At 57.7% G+C, this 23,825-nt stretch carries 23 protein-coding genes and 2 pseudogenes; 9 read left to right on the forward strand and 16 right to left on the reverse strand.

All coding sequences use genetic code 11. The features are described 5' to 3' along the window. Positions 1–117 precede the first annotated feature (117 nt). The 5 genes and pseudogenes from IB244_RS25980 to IB244_RS26000 all read right to left on the reverse strand — a co-directional run. A pseudogene (locus tag IB244_RS25980) lies at positions 118–747 on the reverse strand (ArdC family protein); the annotation flags it as partial. Positions 748–1,168: 421 nt separating this feature from the next. After that, positions 1,169–1,960: an amino acid ABC transporter ATP-binding protein gene (locus tag IB244_RS25985; RefSeq protein ID WP_192306134.1), complete on the reverse strand. Its 792-nt coding sequence runs from the start codon at positions 1,958–1,960 to the stop codon at positions 1,169–1,171. Then, positions 1,957–2,625: an amino acid ABC transporter permease gene (locus IB244_RS25990; RefSeq protein WP_192306136.1), complete on the reverse strand. Its 669-nt coding sequence runs from the start codon at positions 2,623–2,625 to the stop codon at positions 1,957–1,959. Before IB244_RS25990 ends, IB244_RS25985 begins: the two co-directional genes overlap by 4 nt. Continuing rightward, the gene (locus IB244_RS25995) at positions 2,622–3,263 is read right to left on the reverse strand and encodes an amino acid ABC transporter permease (RefSeq protein ID WP_192306138.1); all 642 of its coding nucleotides are present in this window, start codon (positions 3,261–3,263) and stop codon (positions 2,622–2,624) included. The genes IB244_RS25990 and IB244_RS25995 overlap by 4 nt, the downstream gene beginning before the upstream one ends. Before the next feature lie 89 nt (positions 3,264–3,352). After that, entirely contained in the window at positions 3,353–4,180 is an 828-nt protein-coding gene (locus tag IB244_RS26000) for a transporter substrate-binding domain-containing protein (RefSeq protein ID WP_192306140.1), read from the reverse strand. Positions 4,181–4,405: 225 nt separating this feature from the next. Between IB244_RS26000 and IB244_RS26005 the strand changes: the two genes are divergently transcribed. The 4 genes from IB244_RS26005 (at position 4,406) to IB244_RS26020 (ending at position 8,973) form a co-directional block, all read left to right on the forward strand. Beyond that, on the forward strand, positions 4,406–5,119 hold the full coding sequence (locus IB244_RS26005; RefSeq protein ID WP_192306142.1) for a UTRA domain-containing protein: 714 nt from the start codon (positions 4,406–4,408) through the stop codon (positions 5,117–5,119). A 24-nt stretch (positions 5,120–5,143) separates the two neighbouring features. Continuing rightward, positions 5,144–6,082, forward strand: coding sequence for a LysR substrate-binding domain-containing protein (locus IB244_RS26010; protein ID WP_112649765.1), 939 nt, complete (start codon positions 5,144–5,146; stop codon positions 6,080–6,082). A 704-nt stretch (positions 6,083–6,786) separates the two neighbouring features. Continuing rightward, complete coding sequence (locus IB244_RS26015; protein WP_192306144.1) at positions 6,787–7,419, forward strand: hypothetical protein; 633 nt, start codon at positions 6,787–6,789, stop codon at positions 7,417–7,419. Positions 7,420–7,791: 372 nt separating this feature from the next. Then, positions 7,792–8,973, forward strand: a complete 1,182-nt coding sequence (locus tag IB244_RS26020) for a GGDEF domain-containing protein (protein ID WP_192306146.1) — start codon at positions 7,792–7,794, stop codon at positions 8,971–8,973. A 150-nt stretch (positions 8,974–9,123) separates the two neighbouring features. Here the strand turns inward: IB244_RS26020 and IB244_RS26025 are convergent, their stop codons facing one another. From IB244_RS26025 to IB244_RS26035, 3 genes are all read right to left on the reverse strand, one after another. Continuing rightward, positions 9,124–9,390, reverse strand: coding sequence for a hypothetical protein (locus IB244_RS26025; protein WP_192306148.1), 267 nt, complete (start codon positions 9,388–9,390; stop codon positions 9,124–9,126). A 430-nt stretch (positions 9,391–9,820) separates the two neighbouring features. After that, positions 9,821–10,231: a DUF2442 domain-containing protein gene (locus tag IB244_RS26030; protein ID WP_113163172.1), complete on the reverse strand. Its 411-nt coding sequence runs from the start codon at positions 10,229–10,231 to the stop codon at positions 9,821–9,823. Beyond that, positions 10,224–10,424, reverse strand: coding sequence for a DUF4160 domain-containing protein (locus tag IB244_RS26035; RefSeq protein ID WP_062369716.1), 201 nt, complete (start codon positions 10,422–10,424; stop codon positions 10,224–10,226). The genes IB244_RS26030 and IB244_RS26035 overlap by 8 nt, the downstream gene beginning before the upstream one ends. A gap of 648 nt (positions 10,425–11,072) precedes the next feature. On the opposite strand from IB244_RS26035, the gene IB244_RS26040 reads away from it, so the two are divergent. Continuing rightward, positions 11,073–12,425 (forward strand): LLM class flavin-dependent oxidoreductase, encoded by a 1,353-nt coding sequence (locus IB244_RS26040; protein ID WP_113469810.1) that lies wholly within the window; start codon positions 11,073–11,075, stop codon positions 12,423–12,425. Between the two features lie 24 nt (positions 12,426–12,449). Beyond that, complete coding sequence (locus tag IB244_RS26045; RefSeq protein ID WP_113469813.1) at positions 12,450–12,968, forward strand: flavin reductase family protein; 519 nt, start codon at positions 12,450–12,452, stop codon at positions 12,966–12,968. On the opposite strand, the gene speB is transcribed toward IB244_RS26045, so the two are convergent. Together speB and IB244_RS26055 are read right to left on the reverse strand one after the other, a co-directional pair. Then, the gene (gene speB, locus IB244_RS26050; RefSeq protein ID WP_192306150.1) at positions 12,965–13,960 is read right to left on the reverse strand and encodes an agmatinase; all 996 of its coding nucleotides are present in this window, start codon (positions 13,958–13,960) and stop codon (positions 12,965–12,967) included. The genes IB244_RS26045 and speB overlap by 4 nt on opposite strands. A gap of 307 nt (positions 13,961–14,267) precedes the next feature. Continuing rightward, positions 14,268–15,155, reverse strand: a complete 888-nt coding sequence (locus tag IB244_RS26055; protein WP_192306152.1) for a LysR family transcriptional regulator — start codon at positions 15,153–15,155, stop codon at positions 14,268–14,270. Between the two features lie 94 nt (positions 15,156–15,249). On the opposite strand from IB244_RS26055, the gene IB244_RS26060 reads away from it, so the two are divergent. Beyond that, complete coding sequence (locus tag IB244_RS26060) at positions 15,250–15,459, forward strand: helix-turn-helix domain-containing protein (RefSeq protein WP_018855775.1); 210 nt, start codon at positions 15,250–15,252, stop codon at positions 15,457–15,459. A gap of 132 nt (positions 15,460–15,591) precedes the next feature. Here the strand turns inward: IB244_RS26060 and IB244_RS32560 are convergent. Next, a pseudogene (locus IB244_RS32560) lies at positions 15,592–15,684 on the reverse strand (LysR family transcriptional regulator); the annotation flags it as partial. A gap of 509 nt (positions 15,685–16,193) precedes the next feature. Here IB244_RS32560 and IB244_RS26065 point away from each other — a divergent pair. Next, positions 16,194–17,993, forward strand: a complete 1,800-nt coding sequence (locus tag IB244_RS26065) for a methyl-accepting chemotaxis protein (protein ID WP_192306154.1) — start codon at positions 16,194–16,196, stop codon at positions 17,991–17,993. A 77-nt stretch (positions 17,994–18,070) separates the two neighbouring features. Here IB244_RS26065 and IB244_RS26070 read toward each other — a convergent pair whose 3' ends face one another. The 4 genes from IB244_RS26070 to IB244_RS26085 form a co-directional block, all read right to left on the reverse strand. Beyond that, positions 18,071–18,385, reverse strand: a complete 315-nt coding sequence (locus IB244_RS26070) for a MoaF-related domain-containing protein (RefSeq protein ID WP_192306155.1) — start codon at positions 18,383–18,385, stop codon at positions 18,071–18,073. 80 nt (positions 18,386–18,465) lie between these two features. Further along, positions 18,466–19,299, reverse strand: coding sequence for an aldo/keto reductase (locus IB244_RS26075; RefSeq protein ID WP_192306157.1), 834 nt, complete (start codon positions 19,297–19,299; stop codon positions 18,466–18,468). Positions 19,300–19,315: 16 nt separating this feature from the next. Further along, positions 19,316–20,341: an LLM class oxidoreductase gene (locus IB244_RS26080; RefSeq protein ID WP_192306159.1), complete on the reverse strand. Its 1,026-nt coding sequence runs from the start codon at positions 20,339–20,341 to the stop codon at positions 19,316–19,318. Between the two features lie 64 nt (positions 20,342–20,405). Then, a complete protein-coding gene (locus IB244_RS26085; protein ID WP_025661379.1) occupies positions 20,406–21,590 on the reverse strand; it encodes an MFS transporter in 1,185 nt (394 codons plus the stop codon). A 154-nt stretch (positions 21,591–21,744) separates the two neighbouring features. Here IB244_RS26085 and IB244_RS26090 point away from each other — a divergent pair, with 154 nt between their 5' ends. Further along, positions 21,745–22,689 (forward strand): LysR family transcriptional regulator, encoded by a 945-nt coding sequence (locus tag IB244_RS26090; protein ID WP_192306161.1) that lies wholly within the window; start codon positions 21,745–21,747, stop codon positions 22,687–22,689. 293 nt (positions 22,690–22,982) lie between these two features. On the opposite strand, the gene IB244_RS26095 is transcribed toward IB244_RS26090, so the two are convergent. Beyond that, positions 22,983–23,825 carry an L-dopachrome tautomerase-related protein gene (locus IB244_RS26095; protein ID WP_210334335.1) on the reverse strand — a complete coding sequence of 281 codons (843 nt, stop codon included), beginning with the start codon at positions 23,823–23,825 and terminating at the stop codon, positions 22,983–22,985.

Below are 23,825 nucleotides of genomic sequence, written 5' to 3' on the forward strand. Positions count from 1 at the left end.
CGAACGACGAACTGCTGGCCTTCCTCGAAGCGCTCTGATTATGCCGAACTACCGCATGGCCGAAACGAGGCTCGACAACGGCTAAACTCGGTCATGCGGCATAATCCGGCCCACGGCATAATGCGTCAATTCGTGACAGATGATGGCCAAGTAACAGGCGTCGTCCCGGAAGGCGTCGTAGTGCGGCATCTGAATATAGTCGTGGCCCGCGGCGTAATAGGCCGACGAGCCGCCATGACGGATCATGGCGCCGGTGTTGGCAAAGAAGCGACCGGCCTCAGCGAGGCGCTCGAATGGATCGGACAGGCTTGCTGTTGGTTGGACCCGGGCATCGAGGCCATCGATCTGATCGGCATTGAAGACGGTGTAGGCTTTCATGAAGGGGATGGAGCGTTCGACGTCATCGCCGCCATCAGCGGTTTCGGTACGGATGATCGAGCTGGCAAAGACGACGGTCGTTCCGCTTTCGCCCTTGCGAACCGCGCCGCCAAGTTCGAGCGCCTGGCGGAATGTCATCCAGGTCGAGGACGAGAAGCCGCGGGCGATTGCCTCCGACCAGAGCAGAATGACGTTGATCCCTGAATAGGGTGCGCCATTGAAGCGCAGCGGTCGCGAGACCGGATCGGACGGATAAGCGTTATGCCAGGGTTGGATCCAGGGACGGACACCCTGTTCGAGAGCGGCAATGATCTTGTCGGTGATGCGGCCGTGGATGTCGGACCGTTGGCTGGTTTGCTGCCTTGTCATGTTTGAACCTCCGCTTTGGGGTCGCGACCATCGCGACCTGCTACGGCGGTCCAAAAGCCGGGCTTCAAGCGCTGGCCGGCACCCGAAGGGCCGAAACGCCAGTGGAGGACGGCAACGCCGTTGCGGCCAGTGCGAGCCTGGCAGGACCCAAAGCCGCAGCAGGACGCGGGGGACGCCGTTTCAAGCGGATCAACAGGTTCAGGCGGCAATCACCCACACGACCGGCGCCTTGGCGTGCTACCCAAGATATCGCGCCGGCACCGATCGTCCCTGGCATCCGGTCAGGCTATGCTGTCAGCCGCGTCTTGCCAGCGACCCTGAGATGCCGACGATATCGTCGGTGCACTGCCTGTGGCATGGGGCCGTTGGGTGGGCGTTCACGTAGATGACATCGAATGAATGAGCGCAGGGCTCGGCGCCTTCACAGCAACATCGACGCTCCGCGATCAAGATAGGTGTCGAGGAACTGCTCAAGCCGAGCATTGCGCGGCTTCCTGAAGACCTCCTGCGGGGGCCCTGTGAAGACGATTCTACCGTGGTCGAGGAACGTGATCTGCTGCCCGACGGTGGCCGCAAAGCCGATCTCGTGCGACACGACGACCATCGTCATTCCCTCGGCGGCGAGATCGCGCATGACGTTCAGCACTTCGCCGGTCAGTTCCGGGTCGAGGGAGGATGTCGGCTCGTCGAAAAGCATGATCTTCGGCTTGAGGGCAAGCGCCCGGGCGATGGCCACGCGCTGCTGCTGTCCACCGGAAAGCTGCGACGGATAGTGCCCTGCCCGGGCCTCAAGACCGACTTTCACAAGTTGCGCCATGGCTCGTTCTTCAGCATCCTTGCGGCTCATCTTCTGGACGGTCTTCAGTGCCTCGCTCACATTTCCGAGCGCAGTCATGTGCGGCCAGAGATTAAACTGCTGGAACACCATGCCGATCTGGGCGCGGATCGCACGGTTAGCGGCGGGAGCGACGCGCTCCCGTAGGCCCTTGGCATTTTCGGTGAAACCCAGGATCTCGCCATTGATTGTGATGGTTCCAGACGTTGCTTCCTCGAGAAAGGCCATGCAACGAAGAAGCGTGCTCTTGCCGGAGCCTGAGGGGCCTATCAGGCAGGAGACCTGGCCTTGCGGGATCTCGAGGTCGATGTTCTGGAGGACTGTCGTCTCCCCAAACTTCTTGACGAGATTCTTGACTGCGATCGCTGGGAGGCTCATGCGTTGAAAAACCTGAATCTGGTGAATTTCGTTTCTACGAGGCGGCCAAGCCGGCCGGTGATCTCGACGAGCACCCAATAGAAGAGTGCCAGCACCGAGAGTGCTTCGACGAAGGCATATTGCTGTGCTCCGATCGCGCTCAGTGTTGCTGTCAACTCGGGAACGGTGATGATCGAAAGGACGGCCGTTTCCTTCATCAGAAGAACTGCCATGTTCAAAGACGGAGGCAGCACGAGCATGGTCATCTCAGGCAACAGGATACGCCGGATGATCTGCCCCTGTGTCAGGCCCACGCATTCGCCGGCCTCGATGTGGCCCCTGGGAACCGCCATGAAGCCGGATCGAAAGATCTCGCTATAGTAGGCGGCGCCGTAGATCGAGATGCCGATCAAGCCCGCCGGCAGGGGATCGAGAGACAGGCCAATGAAGGGACCTCCATAGTAGACGAGAAAGATCTGGATGAGGAATGGCGTCCCGCGCAAGACCGCGACGACAAAGCCGAGGGCCTTGTCGAGAAGCACTCCACCGAAGCGCCGACCCACAGCCACGAAGAACCCCAGGATCGCCGCCGCAATCGTGCCGACAACCCAGATCAGGATCGTCACGCCGGCGCCGCTTGTGATCGCCGGCAATTGGTCGAGGATGACGTTGATGTCAAAGGTCATCGCGGTAATCCCGGAAGAGAGCGCTCGATGAGGCCGCCGGCAAGGGCCACCAACCAATTGATCGCAAGATAGATGAGGCCCGCAGCAGCAAAGATCTGCAATGGCAGGAAGGTGCTGCCGGCAAGATCCTGCGCCATGCGGGTCAATTCGACGACGCCCACGACGGAAACCAGCGACGAGGCCTTGAGGATCAGGATCGCCTCGTTGACCAAGGCAGGGAACGTCAGCCTCAGTGCGATGGGCGCTTTGATACGGCGGAAGATCTGCCCCGGCGTCAAGCCGACCATCTCGGCCGACTCCACGAGGCCGACGGGGACGCTGGCAAATCCGCCGCGCATGTTTTCCGCCTGATAGGCCGCGGTGCAAAGCGACAGTCCGATAATGGCTGCGACGATGCTCGGTACGTTCAGCCCGATTGCAGGCAACATATTGTAGATAAGCAGCAGTTGCACAAGCAGCGGCACGCCGCGAAAGAAACTGATGAAGATTTGTGCAGGAACGACGAAGATAGCCTTCCTCGACAGCAGCAAGCCCGAAAGAAAGATCGCGATGGCAAAGCCGATCAAAATAGACACGACGCTTATCAGCACCGTGTAGATCGACGCGTAGAGAAGCAGTTCAAAGAGTTTGATGGACATGTCCGGCTTTTGCCCGCCTGGCTGTCATGGAGGCACGATGGCGTCTTTGATTGCGCCCTGGAAGGGGCGCAATCAACGATCGTCTTCTATCAGAACGCAGGGTCCTTGACGGCATCGGGCGTTTCGAAGGTGGCGCCAAACCACTTCTTCTGGAGCTCGGCCATACGGCCATCAGCCTTGATCTCCAGCAGTGCTGCATCGATCGCGTCCATCAGCGGCGCATGGTCGGCATCCTTCAGGCCAATGAAGCCGAAGTAGGACTTCTTGCCGAATGGTGGCAGCACGACCTCAAACGTTCCCTCGCGCTGCTTGGCGACGAAGGCGATGTTCGGCAGCGAGTTGGCGACACCGGCAATACGACCGGCGGCGAGATCGGCATAGGATTCAGTGAAAGCGGGGTATTCGCGTATATCCACCTTGGAAGGCAGCGTTGCCGAGAATTCCTTCAACTGATCGAGCTGCGAGGTAGCCTTGCCGACACCGATCGTCTTCCCGGCGATATCGTCCGGCTTGCTGATGGTCGTGTCACCGGCTTTCTTCAGGATTGCGATGGTCGCTTCGGCAATCGGCGGCGTGAAGCGGTAACGCTCCATGCGCTTTTTGGTAATGGTTGCAGGACCGGCCACAACATCGAACTTGCCGGCTTCGAGCGCCGGGAAGACGCCATCCCAAGGAAGCGCTACCCACTCAATCTTGACGCCCAGCTCCTTGCCGATCTCGGCAAAAAGATCAACGTTCAGGCCAGCATGATCGCCGGCATCGATAAAATCAAACGGCGCAAAGGCGGTTTCCGTACCGACCTTCAGCGTGCCGGCTTCCTTGACGGCGGCAAGCGTATCGGCGGCGTGCGCCGACAGCGTCGCCCCAACCAGAAAGGCAGCGCCGACGAGGCCCTTCAGCAGTGAACGTGCGATCATGATTGTCATCTCTCCAGTTTTCGCACCCGTGGATGCGTTCGAGTTCCCGATTTCAGTCCCGTGACACGGATTTCTATGATCCGCTTTTGACTATACAAATAGATATGCGCTAGCCTAAGGTGTCAACGTCAAAGTCGATGGACGCAATTTTTGTGCCGACCGGCTTCCTCGGGGCGCGAGTTTCGCGTCTGTATCGTTTCGCCAGCGGCATGATGGGGTCGCGTCTTGGAGCCAATTTATCTCAGGATATTCAAGGATATAGAGGCGAAGATCCTGGCCGGGGACTGGCGTCCCGGCCATCGGATCCCGAGAGAGCATGACCTCGTCGACGACTACAGCTGTTCGCGCATGACGGTAAGCAAGGCGATGACGGCACTGGTCGACCGCGGGCTTGTCGTACGCAAGCGCAAAGCCGGCTCATTTGTTGCCTCGCCGCAGATCGACCGCACGGTCATGGAAATCCAGGATATCGGCACCGAGGCGACCTTGGCGGGCTATGAGCATCGCTACGAGATACTGACACGAAAGATCGAGACCCTGAGCTCGGTCGAGGCCGCACAGTTGGACAGTCTGTCGGGAGCCGAAGTCCTCAGGATCCAATGTCTGCATATCGTCGATGGGAAGCCCACCGCAGTTGAACGTCGTATCATACTGCTGGACACAGTCCCGCTCGCAAGAGACGAGAGCTTCGCGACCGCGCCTCCGGCAAAATGGCTCCTCTCCCAAGTGCCGTGGTCCAGGGCCAAGCATGTGATACGGGCGGTCTCGGCCGATGCTGCGACCGCGCGCATTCTTGAGATCGATCGTGGCGAGCCGTGCCTGAACCTCATTCGTCAGACGTGGCAGAATGATCGCATGGTGACCTATGTCGAGATCACGCATCCCGGAGATCGCTTTCAGTTTGCCGGCATCTTTCATCCGGCCGAAAAACCTGCGTAACGTCGGGAGCCATGGGGAAGTGTGGTGAGCGAGGAACAGAAGTTTCGGGGAATTCCGCTGAAAGGTCTGCAGGCATTCGAAGCGGTCGGGCGCTGCGGGAGCGTGATGGCGGCTGCCGCGGAACTGAACGTGTCTGCGGGCGCCATCAGCCAGCAGATCCGCAAAGTTGAGAGCTTTCTCGGCATCACCCTTGTGGAGCGAAGTGGACGGACGGTGGAGCTAACGCAGTGGGGCCGGCTCTATCATCGGGAAATATCGAAGGGCTTTGAGCAGTTTGCGCTCGCCCAGCAGGTGCTCGAACGGGCGCGCAACGAAAATGCGCTCGTTCTCAGCGCGCTGTCGTCGGTCGTCAACAAATGGATCGGCAGGCGCATTTTTGACTGGCAAGTGCTCCATCCAGACGCTCACGTCAGGCTGACCGGCCGCGACAGGGAGCCGCGAATGGGCTTCGACGAGGTTGATTTCCGGGTCAGCTACGGGTCGGACGTTCTGCAGCACGATCACTATGCCGAGCTGTTTCGCGACTGGGTTGTTCCAGTGTGCTCCCCTGCCCTGACGGATGGCAGGAATTTGACGGCCGCCGATCTCCTGTCCTATCCGCTGCTGCATGTCGAGTGGGAACGGCATTTCACACCCTATCCCAGCTGGGCGGAATTCGCTGAGAAGATCGGGGCGAGCTTCAAAGGTCCTCCCTCCGGCTTGTCCTTTACCCTCTCGAGCAGCGCCATCGACGCCGCCATCAACAAGCGCGGAATCGTGCTCGCCCAGATGTCGATGATCGCCGACGAACTGGAAGCGCAGACATTGGTGATACCGGTCGATATCAGAATGCCGTTGCGCGAGAGTTACTTCCTTGCTTGGGACCGCTCCGCGCTGCAAAAGCCTTATGGCTCGGAGTTTCGCGACTGGGTCATGGCGATCTCGCGGCGGCAGGCGCAAATCTCCGCACCTGCGACTCTTTAGAAAAACTAGAAACGGAAGTCAGCGTTTGACGCCGAGCGCTACATTCGAGTCAGCTAACTCATTGAATTCCGTGATACTCATCCGCTGCGCGGCACGTGACAGTAGCGCCCTCCGTAGAACGTTTCGACCTCATTCCTTCTTCGGAATTTCCAGCCCGCGGTGCGATCTCAGTCCACGGGGGCACATTTCCTTGTCGTAGGTAGCGAGTTCGAAAGCTCTGATGACATCGCGGACTTCTACAAGGCCATTCGCGATAGCAATGCGTCGACAGTCTTCTTTCAATCCCGTGGCGGTAACGTTGCGACCGCTGCGACAGTGACCGCTTCGAAACGAATGGACTTCTCTGTCACGGCACATCTCCCAACAACGTCCCACGATATCTAATGTGGTTCGTCGCCGCTAAATCTACCAGAGTGAGCGCCGCTAGCGCTCTCCTGTCTCCGCTTTGCGTCGCCAATTATTGTGCCCTGCCGCCAGAGATTTGCTTCTGGCCGCCAACCATCTTGCTGATGTTCTCTCGGCTTTCCACTTGTCAATGCGACGGTAGGGGAGCCCGCGCGCCTTCCAATCACACGACTAGACCTGATCCAAGAAGGCTCAGTTAGATCGAGGACAATACCGAACGCTCTGGCCGCCCTGCCGAGCTTCGAGTCCGCATCGCGCAGTACGAAAAGAAACGCAACCTCTCAGGAAGGGACGTATAAGTGTTGAAGAACACAATCGCCGCATTCGTGCTTGCCGTGACAGCTGCAGCCGCGACCGTCACACCAGCTCTCGGCGGTGACGGAGTGGTCTATAAGCAAACCAAACACTGGATTGTCATGGCTTATCCCCAAGACATCAGGTGCATTGCGCATACTGCGTATCCGAGAACGGGTGATCAGATTTTATTTGGCATCGACACCAAGGGTTGGTTCCTATCACTAGCATCGCGGTCGGCCAACATGACTGCGGGTAACCAATACAAGGTGTCCGTGGTTACCTCGCTCGGTTCGTCCGGCACCTATATTGGTCGGGCTATCGGCAAAGATCAGATCATGATCGATAGCCTGACCAATGCGGACTTGTATGGATGGGCCAAGGCAAAATCCATCAACATCGTTGGCATGGGAGTCTATAATCTCAAGGGGTCGCTTGACGCGATTGTCTCACTAAAGTCCTGCGGTGATATGATCGTTGCCATGCAGGATGCCGGTGTTCCCCAGGCATCTGCACCACAGCAGAACGAGCCAGCGGCAGGCGTTCAAGTACCCAACGTTACGAGGCCAGCGCCAGAACCACGTCAAACAACACCGCAGCCTCCGCACGACAATCTGGTCGAAGCGATTGAACTGTGAAGGCCGTGGCCTCAAGCCAAAAACGCCGATTGAGTCCCTTCCTTCCTTTGTGTCCCAGCAGAGGGGGACGGATCTTATCCGCCCCCTACTTAGTTACCTTAACCGCCAGTCAACCAGACCGGCGCGTCTAACACATTCATGATTGCCACTAGATTGTGGAGCCTGGCATTCGTTCAGCCAGGTTCCCAGTGGGTTCTGTTCGGCACCTTAACGACTGTATTCCCTGTGCCTCTAGCCTGTGTGTAGGCTCATATCGGCGTCACTAGGCGCCAGGTTGGATAATGAAATTCCGCCGAGAAATTCAATGAAGCCTTAAGCCATCACAACTACAAGAGGTGCGACGCAACCGAAATTCTGGGATGTGCAGGCATCATGGAGACCAGCGATATAATCTACTTCTTGCCTCCCGCGCTCCTCGGGGTGATTGCGATCGCTTTCCTCCTCCTGTGGCGTATTGGTATCGTGGATACTTGGCATTGGAGTGCTGCGTTCGCGCAGGCGGGATTAGGCTTCGTAATTTCTACGTTTCCGATTGAACCGAAATTTGATGCCTTTGTGTCCGGAATGATTTTTATGGGGGCGGCTTGTTGCTACAGCATTGCCATAAGATTGCACTTTCGGGTGCCCAACTCAAAATTTTGGCATCGGACGTTCGTCACCGGCTACACCCTCCTGCTTTGCCAATTCGTTTTCGTTATGGAGAGCCTGAAGCACCAACTTTTTCTTACTGATTTCGCGTTCGCATGCGTGCTGGGAGCTGCTGTATTCGCCGTCGCCTCGAAGGCACACCGCGCTGCTGACATTGCCTTGGTTGTTACCGCCGCTCTCATTGTAGTTGATACCCTGGCGCGAACATTCCTTTTCACCTTCTTCTTCGAATCCAGCGACCAGTTGGCGGACTTCGCGGACTCCACTTACAACTTGGCCGTCCATATCACGACAATAACTATTGGCCTTTCGTTTCCTTTCGCTGCTTTGGGTGCCATGGCATCCAAAGCGATAGATCGGCACAGGGATACTTCTGAGAGAGATCCTCTCACGGGACTTCTAAATCGTCGTGGCTTTGAAAAGCAGGCCGTGCGTATGTATCGCGCGGATAGCGAAGGTGCTGTCGTGATCTGTGACTTAGACCACTTTAAGGAGATCAATGATCGCTTCGGGCACGCTGCGGGCGATCGCGCCCTTATCGAATTGGGCGCGGAGATCGAAGGCGTCATGGGTCGCAACGGATGCGCAGCACGGTTCGGCGGCGAAGAATTCATCGTTTATCTTCCAGCAAGCTCGCTTGAGCACGCGACTACACTTGCTGAAACGCTCAGAACACGCCTCGGCCGGATGGATTGGCAATCGAAAGGGATCCACCGACAGATTACCGCCAGCTTCGGCATCGCGACGGTGAATGGGTTGGATGACCAAATGAAGATCGCCATGGAACACGCCGACCAAGCGCTCTACTCCGCGAAGCGACTCGGCCGCAACCAGGTGATGGTTGCAGGCGTCTCTAGCCCGCTTTCTTCCGATCCTCATGTCTGGCGTGTTCCCGCGATCGTATAGTAGCGTGTCCATGCACCGCTCGATCATCAAGACGTGGAGCGACATGTCCTCCCTTGCCTCGATGAGCGAAATGGACTTGGCACGGAGGTCTTCTTCATCGCTGTGTAGCAGGGATAGTTTTCGGGATGGGGATTATGAAACTTCCTCCGGTTAAACTGAGAACTTTAGAGTTATGTCAGCCTTCGAGGCTGGCGCATACTTGGCGTCATAGCTTTTCAGGTCTTTGGCCAATGCGCCGTTGCTCTCGGGCGCTTCGTTGTTGACGACATGGATGATAAAGTCAGGCTCGCGCCCAAGGCTAGCGAGAAGGCGCAAGACGGTGGAACCTTCGATGATAACTGCACGCCGCCATTTTGGGTCGTCCTTATCGAGTCGTGAGCCGACAACCTGATTGATCCAGTCCTCGCGGTAGACCATCTTCCCCTGATTGGGGATGAGGAACAGATCGGTCTCGATGAGCGAGACGTTGAAGCGGTAGGCGAGGTATCGACCAAGGGTGTCTTACCGACACCCGGCAATCCGCCGATCGCGACGATTTTGCGTGGCAGGTTGTGGAGCACCGGCGTGAGGGCTTCGACAGCCGGTGCATAGTCGAGTTCTATTTGGGTCATAGATGGTCACGCCGGATCGGGCCTGCCTTCGGCCGTGAATTGCGATGACAACTACGCGCAAATTGCGGGCGTGTCCTTGCCCACAGTAGAAGACCGGGTTGGGCCCCAGGCGGACGTTTTGTCCACGCCGGAACCTATCGCGGCAGCGAACGATTTGCGACTGGGTCTTCGGTCCAGGTGGCAACGTCGTTGAACGCTCGTGACGGCCGGGCTAGGCGCCAGCCATCTGCAAGCGCCTAGCCGTTCTTCCGGGGGCGTCCGCCCTTGGCACCGTTGGCACGGCTTGCCTCTACCTTGGCCGTTGAACGGGATTGACCGCCTCGGCGCTGCGCGTCCATGAACTTCGCATTGCCAAATATGCCGTTCATCAACCCGGCGATAGTAAAATCCACGTCCAGGCTTTCCCAATGCAGGCCGGTCTCGCCGAGAAGCCCTACCTCCGCCAACTGCGCAACGGTTGCATTCTCCAGGCCCTGTATCGATCGGGCAGGCACCATGAACGCAGCGCCGTTGGTGAAATCCACGACGATGCGGCCGGATGCCTCATCGAAACGAGCTGATGCCGGAATGGGCGCGCGGGCGCGTTCTGCCTCCCCCTTCACGGTAGCTTCTCGGTAGTGACGATCTTCAAAGACAACTTCACCCATGGATACTCTCCCACTTTTCGATGAACAGGCGCTTGTTCGCCTGAACAATGGCAAGGGCTACGCTCAAATCCCGCTTCTTCATTCCCCGGTTTGATATCACGGTGAGATCGAGGATATTGATGCGGGCTTCCCCATCTCCATAGACATGGGTGTGCGCCGGTTCGTGGTCATCCGTGTAAATGACAAATCGCATTCCTGCTTCGCGGAGAACGGTGACCATGCTCCAAAATAACCTAACAACTTGGGTTTTTCAAGAGCCAGCGGTCGATTGGGGCCGCAAACAGTCATCACTCAGAAATGTGGAACCGACCCACAAATCGATTCCACATTTGAGTGAGTGGCTGGGCTATGAGCAGGACCCCTTCTGAACCCGCGACGCTCAAGGTTCCGGCGTTAACCCATCGCCTAAGAATACGTTTCCATGACGTCGAACTTGCCTAGTATGAAACCATGGCTATCGTCGCGACCTGACCCGAGATGGCGGGCCGCGGGGACCGAGCAGCTATTGCGGCAAGCTCGAACGCCAGAGGAAGGGAGGCTCGGGAGTCTCCAGAGGCAACGCCCCCGAGCCTCTCTTCCGACAGCGACGAACCGTGAGACTGGCTCCTCTCCGCAGCAATCGATTGCTTGCTCATCCCTACGATGCGAAAAGGGTCAGTTACATGCGAAATTGAGTCAAATAAAACGCGCGGCGGTATCACCACGGCGGCGGCAGGCGCAAATCTCCGCACCTGCGACTCTTTAGAAAAACTAAAACGGAAGTCAGCGTTGCGTTATTGATGAAGAAAGTCGCGTGGCGTTACCTTGGGCAATCAAAGAACCAATCCCACTGGAGAATGGCATGGCGCGTACCGACAAGATGAAACTGGGTACATTCGTCTATACATTCGGCTTTCACCCGGCCTCATGGCTGCATCCGGCAAGCGACGTCCATGGCGCCAACGATTTTAGCCACCTGCTCGATGTTGCCAAGCAATCAGAAGCGGCGAAACTCGATTTCATGTTCATGGCCGATTCTCCGGCCGCCGCCGTCGGCGACCCGGATGCTCTCGCCCGCATCCCGACCAAGATGAACCGTTTCGAGCCATTGTCGTTGCTCGCCGCGCTTGCGGTGACGACGGAGAAGCTCGGTCTCGTCGCCACTGTATCGACTAGCTACTACGAGCCCTACAACGTCGCTCGGCTATTTGCCTCAATCGACCATCTGAGCCACGGGCGGGTATGCTGGAACGTCGTTACTTCGGACCACGACGAGACGGGCTACAATTTCAATCGTGAGGGGCTGGATCCGCACGCGCTACGCTATGAGCGAGGCAACGAGTTTGTGGATGTCGTCTTTGGTCTCTGGGACAGCTTCGAGGACGGCGCGTTGCTGCTCGATCGCGAGAGCGGTGTCTACTATGACAAGACCAAGCACCATACGCTCAATCACAAGGGCAAGCACTTCCAGGTGCGTGGGCCGCTGAACATTGCGCGCTCGCCGCAGGGCCGGCCGGTCATCGCGCAGGCCGGCGGCTCGGAGCCCGGCATGGACATGGCAGCACGCACGGCCGAGATCGTTTTCAGCCTCGCCTCGAACATCGAGCGAAACCGCGCATTCTACGAAAACGTCAAGGGACGTATGCCGGCCTACGGACGTAACCCTGACGACCTCAAGATCATGCCCGGCGTCGTGCTGAACGTGGGAGAAACGGAAGCCGAGGCGCAGGCGAAGGTCAAATACCTTGTCGACTTGATGCATCCGGACGTCGGTCGCTTGATGCTTTCCGAGTTCCTCGAAGCGGATCTGAGCGGCGTCCCGTTGGATAAGCCGTTTCCGATGGATCGATTGCCGACGGAACCCAAGGGGTCGCGGGCGCTGTTTGAGGAACTCACCGATTTCGTAAAGAGCGGTCGTACCGTCGGTGAATTGGTCCGCCACTACGCCGAGAAGCACACAGGCAATGGCATCACCGGCACGCCGACACAGATTGCCGACTTCATGGAGGAGTGGTTCGAGACCCGTGCGGCAGATGGTTTCATCCTGATGTTCCCGACGCTGCCATCCAGCCTCGACGATTTTGTGAAACTCGTTCTGCCGGAATTGCGCCGGCGCGGACTTTTCCGGGAAGAATATGAGGGCAAGACGCTACGGGACAACCTCGGCCTTTCGATGCCGGCCAATCGTTTCGCAAAGGCGCAAGCCACAGGCTAACCAAGGAGAGAGCGGATGCCAGAGATGACAAGCCGACCTGTCGTCGATCAATCTGCGTTCAAGCTGTCTATGCGCCACCTGGCCGGCGCGGTGAGCGTCATCACCGTAGGCGAACGCGACGAGCGGACAGGCTTTACCGCGACATCGGTTTCGTCCCTTTCCGCCGAGCAGCCCTCGGTAATCGTCAGCCTCAATCGCGGGTCATCCTCCTGGCCTGTGGTTGAACGGTATCGCCGCTTCTGCGTCAATGTGCTTGCCGTCGATCAGCAGCATATCGCGCAGTCCTTCGCCGGCTTCGATGGGCGGCGAGGGGTCGAGCGCTATCAGGACGCGCAATGGTATAGTCTTTCGACCGGCACGCCCGCGCTGAAAGATGCGCTGACGGTTATCGACTGCGAACTTGAAACCGTACTAAACCACCATTCGCACGCGATCCTTATCGGTCACGTTTGCGCGATTAAAACGCGTGACGATGTCGAGCCGTTGCTCTACTGGCGTGGCGGCTACCGACGGCTATCGGGCGAGGCCGGCATCCGCCCCTAGCGAGCGGATGGCCGGTGATCGGGGACGCCGGCAGCATCGCGCCGAACACCAACCTGTTTGGCAATGACGCAGAGAAGTTCGAACATCATGGTGGCGCCGGCAAGTGCCGTCATGCCGGCGAGGTCAAATGGCGGCGCGACTTCGACAACGTCGGCGCCCACGATCTCAACTCCGGCAAGCAGACGGATCATTTGCTGCGCCTCACGGGTCGTGAAGCCGCCGGCCTCGGGTGTTCCGGTTCCCGGCGCCATGGATGGATCGATGCAGTCGATATCAAAGGTAACGTAAGTCGGCAGGCCACCGGCGATTTCTCGCGCCTCGCGCATCACGTCGTCTGCGCCGCGGGTGACAAACTCCTCCATGTAGATGATCCGGATGCCCTGCTCTTTCGCCCAGTCATGCTCGCCCGGATCATAGATCGACCCTCGAATTCCGATCTGAACGATTCGTTTCGGGTCGAGCAGCCCCTCCTCGATCGCGCGACGGAACGGTGTTCCGTGCGTATAGGGGTTGTCACCGAAATAGCGATCGTTGGTGTCAGAGTGCGCATCAAAATGAATCAGGCCGACCGGTCTGTTTTTTGCCACGGCACGTAGCACGGGCAGCGTTGTCAAATGGTCTCCCCCGACCGACAGCGGAATGGCACCGGCGGCGACGATCGTATCCATTCCCTTTCTGATGCGATCGAGGCCGTCGGTAAGATCGATCGGGTTCACGGAAAGATCGCCGACATCTGCGACGTTCGCGATGCTGAAAGGCGCGGTGCCCGAGACATGGTGTACGCGCCGCATGAGGCTTGACTGATTGCGAACCTCCCGCGGCCCGTGCCGTGCGCCTGCCCTGTTCGTCGTCCCGCCGTCCCAGGGAATGCCGACAAGGGCGATATCAAGCCCGATCGCGGTCTGCACGGCGGGCAGACGCATGAAGGTTGAATGTCCGGCAAACCGCGGAACTTCGGCAGCATCGACCGGTTGAAAGAAATTGCCGCTCATCGTTCCCGCCCTTTGCTTATGATGATGCCTCAATCTGTGATCCCGCCGCCTCTCGCGCAAGCCCAACTTTTCATAATGCCCAATCAGGCTGGCATGACGAGACAGCGGGTGTGTGGATTTAGCTCGCCGACAGCAAAACCGACAGCACGACGAATACGGCACACGGTGGCGCTCAGGTTCTGTTCGAGATCCTCAGCCTCCTGGTACTCAGCCCGGCGGTATCACGTCACTAAGTGCCATTGGCCTCGGCCAGCGCTAACCAGTGTGCCCTGCACCGACCGCCCTGGCATCAGACTAGGCTATGTTGTCAGCCGCGCCTTGCCAGCGACCGTGCGATGTCGACGATGTCGTCGCGGCCAGCGGTTGGATCCTCCTTGCTCCAGGCAATGCCAAGGCCGATCCGGAAGTCGATCCCGCTTACCTTCTTCAGTTCAAAGCCGCGATTGGGAAGATCAAGCGTCCACTCCGGTGCAAAGCCGATGCCAAGCCCGGCAGAGACCAGCGACACCAGCGCATAGGTGTCATCGCAGCTGAAGGCAATGTTGGCGGTGAGGTCGTTGTCGGCGAACTTCTCATTGAAGTATCGTTCCGAAAAGGACAGGTTCTGCCGGTTGAAGGCGATGATCTTCTGAGTGCGCAGATCATCGATGCTGATCTCGTCCCTGGCTACCAGTGGATTGGCATGGCCAACCGCCAGGTAGTAGCGCTCATGCGCAAGCGAGACGAAGCGCAAGGAGCCGATGTTTTCCACCGGGCGGATGAAGCCTAGATTGAGCTGGCCGGTCTCCAGGCCACGGATGATCTCGCCGGTATTGCCCGACGCGATGTGGATGCGGACATCGGGATACTTGCGGGCGATCTTGGCAAGGAAGGTTGGCAGCATGCCCATGGTGGCCGGATAGATGCTGCCGATCCTGATCTGGCGGATGCGGCTGCCGCCGGCTGCCCGGGTCAGTTCGGTGGTCAGGTCGATGTCGCTCAGGATCCGCACACAGCGATCGTAGAAGGTTTCTCCTGCCCTGGTCAGTTCCACCCTTCTGGTCGAGCGGATGAACAGCGGGCAGCCAAGTTCCCTTTCCAGCGACATCACATGGTTGCTTAAGGCCGGCTGGGCAATGCGCATCCTGGCTGCTGCCCGGCCGAAGTGCAGTTCCTCGGCCACTGCTTTGAAGTAGGAGAGTTGGCGCAGTTCCACTTGTTGTGCTCCTCCAGGCCAATAAAATCACTCGACAGCGATTTTGTAGAGTATACTCCGTGGAGAAATACTCCACAAGAATTTTCCTGCTTCGATGGAAATTCGGGAGACATTCGCGCGAAACTTGAGGCGGATGCGTCAGGCCAAGGGCCTGTCGCAGGAGGACCTCGCCTACAAAGCTGACATCGATCGAACGTACGTTAGCTCACTGGAGAGAGCAGTCTACAGCCCTACCATCGAAGTCGTCGACAAGCTCGCCAAAGCGCTCGGGACTGATGCGGCCGAGCTACTTAAGCCGTTTTAAAAAATGATGCTCTTGAAGGTATTCGAACCGCTGACGCATCAAATGCGCGCTGCTCATCGACAAGGGCCCACGTAAATCGACATAGCCTACTTCTCCAGAATGGCTTTCATGGACTGAAGCGGCCCGTCTCGCTCAGAGCAGCTCTACCATCGCATCAAGGAAAGCGCGGACGGCAGGGTTGGTCCGGCGGCTCTCCGGCCAGACGGCCGTGATGTTGTGGCGGTCGAATAAGAGGCCGGCGACATGGCGACGAGCGCTTGCCGCTCTTGATGGGATTCGGACGATGTTCCGGAAAATAAAACAGCGCAAGCGTCTGAAATTTCGAACTTTGTGGCGTAGGTTCTATTATGGACCTCCCAAACATCCTCGCGGTATTACAATACCACACTTCGGGATAACGCAGCTTATGGAACCGGCGAGCCTGCGACACATTGCGGCGTAAGACTCTATTGTGGAACTGCCAAGAAAACGCTGCCGCCAATCATTCCTATGCAACCAAAACGTCAGGCGCTACTCGCAACGCGTTTCCAGCGATCTTTGGAGATGCGGTTATAGCAAGGGGTTTGAGCCAACGACAACATTCTGCCAATACACCCGGAAGGAACGCAGAAGTGCGTCTTCGCTTATAAGACAGCTGCTCTCAAGCAGTCAAATAAAATTCATTTTTAAGTATTCTTATACGAAATAAATTGTATTTCCTTAATTTAGTTTGCACGACAACAGGAGGAAACGTCATGCATATGCCCCTACGCATGCTGGTCCTAGTTTTAGGCGCAGTGGTTACATTAACTTCCGCCGCGTCGCTTACTCTACAGGCCTACGCCCTCAATACCCATTCGGTCGGCAGCGCGGAGTATAGGGACCTTTCGCAAAACCGGGAGTTCATTGCGGAGATAGTCCCTCCCTCCCTCAACTTGCTGCAACCCTATGCGATCGCGATGGAATCTTTTGTCTACCACCGCACCAGCGAGAACAATCTGCAACAACTCGAAACGCTGCACGCGGCTTATCTTGGACGCAAGGCATTCTGGCTGAGCTCAACAACACTGCCATCAGACCTTCGCAGCAAGCTAAACAAGGACGTTGTTCCTGACACGGAGGCATTCTGGTCTGTTGTGATGGACAAACTCATTCCGGCAATTCGAGACAAGGACCAGCCAGCGATCGCTACTGCAGGTATCGCACTTAAGGACACCTTCGCCCGTCATCAGAAGACGATGGATGACCTGATGAAACTGACCCGAGTTGTGGTTCAAAATGGCGAAGCCCTATCGGAAAGCCAGAGTCAATTTCTAAAAAGAGCAGGGACAGCAGTAGCTTTGCTTTCGATCGCTTTTCTGGTTGGTGGCCTCGCCTTGCTCAGAAAAAGAGCGATCCTCCCGGTACTCTCACTAGCAAGCTCAATGCGCGCACTGTCCGAGGATAAGCTGAACACAGTGATACCGTACGCGAGCCGCCGTGACGAGATCGGTGACATGGCGGACGCATTGGCTATTTTTCGAGAATCCGCAATCGAGCGACGTCGCCTCGAAAGCGAAGCAAGAGATACGCGCATTAGCGCCGAGTCCGAGCGGGTGCGGGTCCAGCAGCGGGCGGAGGCTGACGCTCAAGCAAGACTCGCGAAGGCTACTTCCGGTCTGGCGTCAGGTTTGCGTCACTTGGCGTCCGGTACACTTGCAACCAAGCTCAACGAGCCCTTTTCATCCGAATTCGAAGGCCTACGTGGCGATTTCAATCAGTCGGTTGAGCAGTTGGGAACTATGCTGATGAGCATCTCGGCTGTCGCCAAGGTTATCGACTCGACAACTTCCGAAATTAGTGCAGGGACTAATGATCTTTCCCGACGCACGGAGCATCAAGCTGCGAGACTAGAAGAAACGGCAGCCGCACTGAGCGATGTTACCCGAAACGTAGGAACAACCTCAGCGATGGCTGACCAAGCACGGTCCGTTGCAATTGCCGCAAACCAATCCGCAAGCCAGTCTGAGGCTGTTGTCGACTTGGCAATTTCAGCAATGAGCCGCATCGAGGCATCCTCGCAACAAATGTCTGGCATCATAAGTGCGATCGATCAGATCGCGTTCCAGACGAACCTGCTCGCATTAAATGCTGGCGTTGAGGCCGCCCGCGCGGGCGAGGCAGGAAAGGGATTTGCGGTAGTCGCACAAGAAGTGCGACAACTCGCGCAGCGTTCCGAAGTAGCTGCGCGAGAGGTCACCCAACTTATCTCCGACTCCAACCATGAGATCATCATCGGGGTCAACCTAGTCAAACAAGCGGGCGACGCTTTGAGAGCGATTGGCGTCTACATCGATAGCATGAACTCTCAAATGGAAGAAATCGCGCGCTCTGCCCAACTACAAACGTCAAGTCTCACAGAAGTGAACGCTGCAATTGGACAGATGGATCAGGTGACACAACAGAATGCCGCGATGGTCGAGGAAACAACCGCAGCAATCGCCCATCTTGCTCAGGAGGCGAGCCGATTGACCCAGGCTCTTTCAATTTTCTCGGTCGAACATCTCGCGGCATAGAGGGCCGACAGTGTCATACCTGCAAAGAAAATATGCTCGTGGCCTACCGAGCATATTTCTTTGATGAGCAATTACTCCTAGTCGGCGAGTTCGCGCAGCGATCCGGAAAGCGATAAAAGCCCGATAGGGGTAGTAAAAAAGGTCAGCGAGGAACCCTTCTCGAAGTTATCGATATGGACGACGGTCGAACCGTCAGCCTCTTGCCAAGAAATGACGAAGTTCCCTCCATCGAGCTCCTTCCACTCGAAGGCGACCTTTGCGGTCGCACCCTTGAGTGAACCGCCGGTGATTTCGTAGGTCAAGTTGTTCTTGTCAGCCGCATAGGTGTTGGTCGCAACGAGATCGCCGTAGTTGACCTCGAAGGTGCGTCCGGCAAAGTGGAATCGGCTCATGTCACTCTCCAGTTTCGAGCAATCCGCAGACCGCGATGTTATCCTAAGGCTCGGAGGGGCCGTCGGCCCCTCCCTCGGTATCAGGCAGCCTTGTCCCAGACCGGTGCCAGACCGTCTGGCGAAACGGTCCGGCCATCGGCCTTCGCCAAACCGTGGATGGCTGCCATTTCTTCGGCGGACAGGGCGAAGTCGAAAATGGCAAAGTTCTCAGCGGCGCGAGCCTCACCGACCGTTTTGGAAAGCGCGATGACACCCTCCTGCTGGATAAGCCAACGCAAAACGACCTGCGCCACAGACTTGCCATGCGTGGCGCCGATGTCCCTCAGGACGGGATCGGCAAAGACCTTGCCATCGGCCATGCCGTAATAGCCTGTCACCGACATGCCGGCCTTCTTGGCCGCCGCGATCACCACGTCCTGGTTTAGATAGGGGTGGTACTCGACCTGGTTGGTGACGAGCGGCGCCTTGGAGAGCTTGACGGATTCGGCCACCAGAGCGGTATTGAAATTGGAAACACCGATGTGGCGAACCTTGCCCGCTTCCTTCACTTCGTTCAGCGCGCCGATTTGTTCCGCGAGTGAGACGGCTTGGTTCGGCCAGTGCAGCAGCAGAAGGTCGACGTAGTCGGTCTTCAGCTTCTTCAGGCTTTCGTCAACGGACCTGATGAAGGCATCGTGCTTGTAGTTCTCGACCCAGACCTTGGTGGTCAGGAAGATATCGCCGCGTGCCACGGCCGAGCCGGCAATCGCCTCGCCGACCTCGGCCTCGTTGCCGTAGATTTGGGCAGTGTCCACGTGGCGGAAACCCACTTTCAGGGCATGAGGAACGATCCTGAGCACGTCTGCGCCGGGCATTCGGAAAGTACCGAAGCCGAGGGCTGGAACGGTGGCGCCATTTGCGGTTACGCTAAGCATTGCTAGTACTCCTTGGCTATTCCGCAGCGGTCTTCGCTGAGGGGGATTGGGCGTTGAGGGTTGGCAGGATGTCGCGTGCCAGTTCGTCGATAACTTCGTTCAGCGGCCGGCGCGACGGGCGCAGCAAGAGTGCCAGATGATCGACACCGGCGTCTTCCAGCGCGTTCAGATGCTCGACGAAGGCATTGCGGCCGGTGCGCGCGCCGAAGCGGCGCGGTGTCGCCGGTTCGTTGGGATCGTCAGCGAGATCAAGGTGGAAGGCGCTCACGAAGGCACCGCGGGGCAGATCAAGAGCCTGGCGGGCAGCGCGCCAGTCGTGCGCCTGGGCCGCGAGCCGCTCCAGTCCGTTCGGATAGACGAACCGGCCCTCCATGTTGGCAGCGATCCAGTCCGGCGACTGACGGCCCTGACCGGCAATGATCATCGAGATTTGGGTCTGCTGGGGCTTTGGCAGCAGGTCGAGGCTAGGCTCGACACGCCCGTCGCCGATCGGCAGGCCATCTGTCTTCCACGCATCGCGCAGATACGAAACCGCGCTCCGGAAAGCTTCGCCGCGCTGTTCGAAATCGAGCCCGAGCAACGGATATTCCACCGGGCGGTCGCCAGATGCCACCCCGAGGATTAGCCGACCGCCGGAGAGCTGATCGACCGAGGCGGCCGCCTTCGCGACCATCATCGGATGGCGCAACGGCAGGACAATGGCAGCAGTACCCAAAGCGATGTTTTCGGTAATGCCGGCGAGAAAGCCGAGATTGACAAAGGGATCGTAGACGGAACCGGCGTCGCCGAAGTTGTTGGGATCGAACACCGGCACGTCTCGCATCCATACGGCAGCAAAACCTGAACGGTCGACCTGGCGGACAAGATCGGGATAGTCGGCGAGATCAGGAACACCGAAGGGACGGTTTTCCCGTATGCGTCGCGCTTCCCGCTCCGGTGACCAGTCGTTGTCGAGGGGAAGCTCTATGCCGAGCGTCAGGCCGCCTTCCGGCTTACGGATGCGGTCCAACGCAGACAGCTGACCAGCATTGAACTTAGACATAAGAATTCTCCGGGTAGGGTTCATTAAGGGAACCCGGCGCTCTTCGCGCCGGGTTAGTCACGATTTAGGCAGCCTTGAGGATGGGGGTCGTTGCGCGGCGATCGAGAGCGCCACTCCAAATAGTCAGTAAGAGCGCGACGACGACCAGGATTGCACCGACCCAGGGGGTTGCTCCGAGACCTAGTGGGGACTCTACCACGAGGCCACCAAGCCATGCGCCAATGGCGATACCCAGGTTGAACGCGGCAATGTTGAGAGCCGATGCGACGTCAACGGCGCCTGGGCGATGCTCCTTGGCAAGTTTCACCACATAGAGCTGCAGGCCGGGCACATTGCCGAATTGAAGGAAGCCAAGTGCCACAAGGGTGACGATTGCCAGGGTCGGCGAAACTGCTGTGAATGTCAAAATGACCAGCACAAGCGCCTGCAGAATGAACAGACCGATCAGCGCCTTGACCGGGTTGTGGTTGGCGATCTTGCCGCCGGCGATGTTACCGATGGCAATCGCAATGCCGTAGAGCACGAGGATCAAGCTAACGCTCTGTTCCGAAAATCCAGTAATTTCCTGCAGGATCGGAGCCAGGAAGGTGAAGGCGACAAACGTGCCACCGTACCCGAGTGCGGTCATGGCGAAGACAATCAGGAGGCGTCCAGAACCCAGAACGCGGACTTGATCGAGCAGGCTTGCTGGTGCGGCCTTCTTGAGATTATTCGGCAGAAGGGCGGCAATAGCGAGGAAGGCGATAACGCCAAGCGCAGCTACGGCCCAGAAAGTCGCACGCCATCCGAGGATCTGACCGATATACGTGCCGAGTGGAACACCAGTGACTATTGCGACAGTCAACCCCATGAACATCATGGCGATAGCCGAGGCGCGGCGGTTTTCCGGAACGAGATCAGCGGCGATAGTCGAGCCGACTGAAAAGAAGACGCCGTGGGCGAAAGCCGCCAACACGCGAGCCACGAGCAGAAGTTCATAGCTCGGCGACAGAGCAGCAACTGTATTGCCGACGACGAACAGTGCCATCAGCCCAAGCAGCAGCGGCTTTCGTTCGATCTTGCCCGTCAGAGCGGTTAGGATCGGCGCACCAAACGTGACGCCGAGCGCGTAGACGCTTACGATCAGGCCCGCGAGCGGCAGGGTAATCTGGAGGTCGTTTGCGACCGTTGGCAAGAGCCCGACGATCACGAATTCGGTGGTACCGATCGCGTAGGCTGCGATCGTCAATGCAAAGATGGCTAAGGGCATGACAAGTTCCTCTCCGCTCACGGTCTGAGCGGGTTGTGAAAACAGCTGTGCTGTCGGTTGAAGGACTGCTGTGCTGCAATATCGTCGAAGAGGGCTTGAATGATAATCAGGAGCACTGGATAAATACCTGTGAATTTCATTCATAGGCAGAGCAATGGATAATCGAACAGGCGAAATGGAAGTCTTTGTAATAGCTGCTGAATTGCAGAGCTTCTCCGCCGCTGGGAGGCGTCTCAAGATGTCACCCTCCGCCATCAGCAAACTCGTAACGCGGATTGAAGATCGGCTTGGTACCCGTCTGCTGGTCCGGTCAACTCGGATGATGACGCTTACGCCCGAAGGCGAGGTTTACCTTGAGCGAGCTCGGCGCATTCTCGCAGAGATACTGGAAACCGAGCAGATCGTTGCTGGCGGCGGCCGAATGGTTCCGCGCGGGCTGCTCCGCGTCAATGCAACTTTGGGATTTGGCGAACGCTACCTATTGCCGCTCGCGCCGGAGTTTCTGGCGCTCTATCCAGAGGTCGAACTGGATATCTCCTTAACGGATGGCGTTATCGGCCTCATCGAAGAGCGCACCGATATTGCGATTCGATCCGGGGCCATGGACGACTCATCTCTGAAGGCACGCAAGCTTCTAGAAAGCCGCCGAGTCATTGTGGCCTCCCCTGCCTACCTTGACGCAAAGGGTACACCGAAAACCCCACAGGATCTTGCGGTCCACAACTGCTTCACCTTCAATTTCCGACGGGCGTTGAATGAATGGCCGTTTCGAGATCCTGGATCATCGGAGGTCTATCGCGTTCCTGTATCGGGAAATACAACTGTCAATAGTGGCATGATCATGCACCGCCTCTGCCTTTCAGGCAGCGGTTTGGGGAGGGTTGGGCTATTCCATGTGCAGCCGGATATTGACGCAGGAAGACTGATCCCGCTGCTCGAGGAATACAATCCGACGGACATCGAACAAATTCACGCAGTCTTTGCTGGACATGAACATCTCGCTGCCCGGATCCGCGCGTTCATTGACTTCCTGGCGGAGCACCTCGTCGAGGAGGGAAGATCGAAGCCGGACGTGAGAGAGCACCCTCGGCCCCTTTGAGCGTCTCGTACGGCACGCCGTGGTCAACCCCGCAAATACGTCCCCAAGAATGCTGTGCGCCCTCTACTGAGGCGCAGTGATCGCTTAAAAGTTCGATTGGTCTCAATCCGTTCGCGGATGCGTCTCGTATAGGTCCGCCCCCTCCTCGACCCTGGTTGAGGCTTGCGTGCAGTGAGCAACGCCAGCACCTTTTGGACTGGAGGAGATTTGGAGAGAACTGGAGGGAACAAAAGTGCGGTGCATCTCTTCGGCGCTTAAAAGCGACGTGGTTCCCTCCGGCACCTCGGTTATCGCTAGGCGGTCATCGGTGCGTCAACGCGCAGCCGGAGCAAATAGTAAGGCGGTCGACTTGCATCGTCTCCACTGTTCAACAGCGGATGCCGGTGCAACTGATTGCTAGTGATATAGAGCCAATGCCCCTCCACATCTAATTCGACGCCATCCGGCCAGCCAAGCCGTTCTGTATCCTCGACGAAAACGCGATATCCGGAAGGCGATGCAACGCCTATTGCGCTTTTGACAATATCCGTGATGTAGACATTGCCGACAGCATCGACATCGAAGCCGTCGCAGGGCGGTTTTGCGCACCAGAATTCAACACCACCTGCAACCACTTCAGCACTCACGGTCTCGTCGGAGAGAATGTTAGCGTCGATCCGATATACTGATTTGCCCGACAACGCGCCGAAGTAAACCCATCGTCCGAGCGGGTCGATAGCGATCGGATTGAGACCATACCGGTAAGGAACTGTGCGTCCGTCCGCCGTGACGGTCGCAACTGTCTTCCCGTCGATGACGACCGGCGCTTCGTCAGGCTGCAGGGCAGGATGGTTTTCTAGCGCCCTTCGGGCAAGCCCAGTCACGAGATCAACTACAATAATGGCGGGATAATCACTGGAGCCATCAGCATTCAGCGTCATATCGGCGATGTAGATGCGTTTGCGTTGCGCGTCGATTATAAAATCCTGTACAAACGAACTAGGACGCAAGACACTTTGCGGTAAAACAATAAACTGGTGAAGCCTGTCCGCGCGGTCGTTCCAGGCAACCAGTTTTGGCTGGTTACCAGCGTCACCCATATCCAGCATCCACACGACGTCATCCTTGTCCGCCCGAATGCCGATCACGCCCGTCAT

The organism is Rhizobium sp. RHZ02, assembly GCF_014851575.1.
Taxonomy (GTDB): domain Bacteria; phylum Pseudomonadota; class Alphaproteobacteria; order Rhizobiales; family Rhizobiaceae; genus Rhizobium; species Rhizobium altiplani.